Origin of the sequence: Streptomyces sp. SID10853, assembly GCF_010548145.1 — a bacterium.
GTDB lineage: Bacteria > Actinomycetota > Actinomycetes > Streptomycetales > Streptomycetaceae > Streptomyces.
Genome location: NZ_JAAGLN010000377.1, coordinates 1 through 4,297 on the forward strand (window position 1 = coordinate 1; position 4,297 = coordinate 4,297).

The 4,297-nt window shown below is 73.2% G+C and carries 3 protein-coding genes; 2 read left to right on the forward strand and 1 reads right to left on the reverse strand.

Features of this window, described 5'->3' with window-relative positions; translation table 11 throughout:
* Window positions 1-59: 59 nt before the first annotated feature.
* Window positions 60-1,082 carry an ABC transporter substrate-binding protein gene (locus tag G3I19_RS34935; protein ID WP_343235305.1) on the reverse strand — a complete coding sequence of 341 codons (1,023 nt, stop codon included), beginning with the start codon at window positions 1,080-1,082 and terminating at the stop codon, window positions 60-62.
* Window positions 1,083-1,196: 114 nt separating this feature from the next.
* Here G3I19_RS34935 and G3I19_RS34940 point away from each other — a divergent pair, with 114 nt between their 5' ends.
* Both G3I19_RS34940 and G3I19_RS34945 read left to right on the forward strand, forming a co-directional pair.
* A complete protein-coding gene (locus G3I19_RS34940) occupies window positions 1,197-2,600 on the forward strand; it encodes an HtaA domain-containing protein (protein WP_164267712.1) in 1,404 nt (467 codons plus the stop codon).
* 126 nt (window positions 2,601-2,726) lie between these two features.
* Window positions 2,727-4,297: HtaA domain-containing protein (locus G3I19_RS34945; RefSeq protein WP_164267713.1), on the forward strand; the 1,571-nt coding region annotated here is incomplete at its 3' end.

The window sequence follows — 4,297 nt, forward strand, 5'->3', positions numbered from 1 at the left end:
GCCGGCCCCGCCGATGTGCTCCCGGCCGGTGCGGGGGCGGGGGTACGGGTGGTCATGGGTCACTTCCCGTTCGCGTACAACTGCGCGACCAGGGACTTCAGTACCTGGTCGGTACGCGGCCCGTAGTTCAGCAGCACCCCGTCGTCGATCGCGACGACCCGGCGGTCCATACCGGCCGGGGTCTCGGCCACCCCGGGCAGTTTCACCAGGCCGTCGATGCCGCCGACCGAAGCGAGCCCCGCCGTCATGACCAGGAGCGCGTCGGGGGCGGCCCTGGCGAGGGCCTCGCTGGTGATCGGGGTGAAGTCCTTGTCGAGACCGGACGCCTTGCCCGCGTCGACCGCACCGGCCGCCTCCAGGAGCGAGGCGGCCCCGGAGTCCCGTCCGCCGAGCAGATGGACGGAGGCGCTGCCGCGCAGATAGAGGAAGGCGACCCGGGGCCTGGCCCGGCCCTTCCGTACGGGGACGGACTTCCTTACGGCGTCGATCCGTTGGGCGGTGCGCTGCTTCAGCGCCGCGCCCGATTCCGGCACGCCGAGCGCACCGGCCACCGCGTCGATCCGGCGGCCGATGTCGCCTAGGCCCTTCGCCGGGCCGACGACGACCAGCGGGATGCCCGCGTCCCGTATCTGGCCGATGGCCTCCACGGGCCCTGTCGTGGTGTCCGCGAGCACGACGGTCGGCCGCAGCGAGAGGACGCCCTCCGCCGACACGTCGTGCGCGCGGGTCACCAACGGCAGCTTCCGTGCCTGCTCGAAAGTGGCGGTGATGTCGCGGGCGACCACGTGCTTGCCCAGTCCGAGAGTGAAGACGATCTCGCTCAGACTGCCGGTCAGCGGAACGATCCGGTCCGTCGAAGTGACCGTCACCCGCCGCCCGTCCGCGGAACGTATGTGCGCGGGGAGCCGGGGGTGCGGCGCTGCTGCGAGGGGTTCGACGCGGTCGGCGGGGGCGGCGGCGGACGCGGTGCCCGTGCCGCCGGTGGATCGCGCGGCGGGCGTGGTCTCCGTACCGCAGCCGGTGGCGGCCAGGGCGAGGGCGAGCGCGGAGAGCAGTACACCGGCCGTCCGGGATGTGCGCACGGAGGACACCGTCCTGTCGGTTCTGTCGGGGTTCCCGGGCCGGAGGGCTTCCAGCCGAGTCGGGGATAGCTTAGGTTAGCCTTACCTCACTCGCCAGCCCTTCGGGGGGATTCCATGCTGCCGTTCAGACCGGTCCGTGTCCTTGCCGTCGCACTCCTCGCGGCCTTGACGGCGGCCCTGCTCACGGTCCTGTTCCCGGCGTCCACGGCCCACGCGGCAAGCCGTACGGTGCGGGGCGGCCGGCTCGACTGGGGGATCAAGTCCTCCTTCCAGAGCTATGTCACCGGCCCCATTGCCAAGGGGAGTTGGGGGCTGCGGGGCGGGGCCGCCACGGTGGGCGGGAGCCGCTTCCGGTTCCACTCGGCGGCCGGTTCGTACGACCCGGACAGCGGCGCCTTCACCGCGGCCTTCTCCGGCGGGGTCCACTTCACCGGCCACCGGAAACCGGACGGCACCCAGGAACTCGACCTCACCATCAGCCGCCCCACTGTCCGGATCTCCGCCGGGCACGGCACGCTCTACGCCGACATGGTCAGCAGGTCCAGGGCCACCGGGCGGTTCACCACATCGGCGCAGGTGCCCCTCGCCACGCTCGCGCTGTCCGGCGTCGACATGAAGGGCGGCGGCAGCCCGATCGCCCTCAATTCCCTTCCTGCCACGCTCACTTCGCAGGGTGCCACCGCGTTCGCCGGTTACTACACGGCCGGTACGGCGCTCGACCCGGTGAGCCTGTCGGCCGATGTGCTGACGCCGGCCGCGCACCCGGGCGGGCCCTCCGGGAAGCCTTCCGGCACGCCGACGGCCGGGAAGCCGACGGGGAAGGCCGCCAAGGACAGCGCCGCAGGGGCCATCCGCGACGCCGCCGTCGACTGGGGGGTGCGCCGGACCTACCGTGAGTACGTGACCGGGGCCGTCGCCCGGGGCAAGTGGACCCTGTCGGACGGGGCCCAGGACGGCGGTGCGCTCTTCCGCTTCGCCGGAGGCAGGGGCACGTACGACGAGAAGAAGCAGACCCTCGACGCGCACTTCACCGGCACGGTCCGCTTCACCGGGACCCGGCTGGACGTGCGGCTGGCCGGTCTGGCCGTCAAGGTCGAGGGCGGCAGGGGCACCCTCTCCGCGGCCGGGACGCCCGTGGTGACCTTCAAGGCAGGGCGGCTCACCGCCGACCACGGCCTGATCGCACTCGACGAGGCGCCCACCGAACTGACCGCGGGCGGGGCGAAACTCCTCGGCTCGATGTACCGGCCGGGCACCGCGATGGACCCGGTGTCGCTGGCCGTCGCCATCGACGACAAGGCGGCCCTGCCCGCCCTGCCCGACCTGGGCAGCACGGCGAGCGCCACACCCGCCCCGGCGCCCAATGCCGGGCACCGGGCCGCCGCCGGCACTGACACGGCGGCCCGGTCGGCGGACGGCCGCACCGGGACGTACGCCGGCCTCGGCGCGGGGGTACTCGTCGCCGCCGCTCTTGTGTTCCTGGCCGTCCGCAGACGCCGGGGCGCACGGCAGCGCTGACCGGGGCTCTCCCTCCCGGCCGCCTTCGCCGCCAAGTCACCGCATCACCAAGTCACCAAGTCGCCAAGTCGCTCTGTCATTTCGCTACGCCGTCACGTCGGCAACCTCTCAAGGAGACACCTGATCATGGCTGTTACCCGTCGCCCGATGGCGCTCGCCGTCGCTGTCGCCACCGTGACCGCGCTCGGCGCCACCGCCTTCGCCCTGCCCGCACTCGCCGCGGACGGACCGCCCAAGGCACCGCTGAACATCACGGGCGGCACTCTGGACTGGGGCGTCAAGAAGTCGTACCGCTCGTACGTCACCGGCATGGCCGCCGGTGAGATAAGAACGGCCGAGGGCGCTGAGACCAACACCGACGGCAGCTTCCGGTTCGGCGGCGCGCAGGGCGCGTACGACCCCGGCGCGCACACGGTGAAGGCGGCCTTCGGCGGCAGCGTCACCTTCTCGTCGCCCGCGCCGCCCAAGGGTCACGGCTTCGAAGTCACCCTGTCCGACCTGCGGTTCGACAGTGGTGCACAGCGGATCACCGCCGATGTGACCCAGGACGGCGGCACCCGGCAGGACGTTCCGCTCGCCGAAGTGAAGGCGGCCGGCGCCTCGATGGAGGACCTGCCCGCGACCCTCACGGAGGAGGCGGGGGACGTGCTGGGCTCGGCGTCGTACGCCGGGGCCGCCGGCGATCCCGTCACGGTACGGCTGGAGTTCGGAGCCCCGACGGATCCCGGTACGGATCCGAGCACCGGCCCCAGTACGGATCCGGGCACCGGCCCCAGTACGGATCCGGGCACCGGCCCCAGTACGGATCCGGGCACCGGCCCCAGTACGGATCCGGGCACCGGCCCCAGCACGGAACCGAGTACCGGCCCCAGCACCGCCCCGAGTACAGGGCCCAGCACCGGGCCGACCGGGGGGCCCACCGGGAGCCCCACCACCGGGCCCACGTCCACGAGTCCCACATCCACCGGGACCCCGGCCGGGCCCGCGGAGCCGTCCGGCCGGGTGGTGGACGGCACGCTCTCCTGGGGCGTCAAGAAGTCCTTCCGTACGTACATCCTCAGCGGCGGTGAGATCAGCACGGCAGCCGGAGCGAAGAAGAGCGGGGACGGCTTCGCCTTCCCGCTCGCCCAGGCGGACCTGGACAGCGGGAAGAAGACGCTGAGCGCCGCCTTCGACGGCAGCGTGCGGTTCCTCTACAGCGCGCACCAACTCGACATCGCGCTCTCGGACATCCACATCGTGGCCAAGGGCGCCGCGGGCACGCTGAGCGCGGATGTCACCACACCCCAGGGGGTGCACCAGGACGTCGACTTCGCCTCGCTCGACCTCTCGGGGGCCACCTACACGGCCCAGGACGATGTGGTCCAGCTCAAGAACGTCCCGGCGGTCTTCACCGCGGACGGCGCGGCCCAGTTCGCCAACGACACCACGGGCTCCCTCTACCACGCGGGCGACGCCATCGACCCGGTGACGGTGGCACTCGCCCTCAGCGCGGACGCCCACCTCCCGGCCGGTTCCACCGGCGGCACCGCGGCCGGCGGCAGCACGGGCGGAGACCCCGGCACCACGGGCGGCTCCACCGTCGGAGGCGGTTCGGCGGGAGGTCCGGTGGGCGGTTCCGTCGGTGGGAACGGCACGGACGCCGGCGCACTCGCCGCCACCGGTGCGGGCAGCCCGGCCGGCGCCCTCGCCGGTGC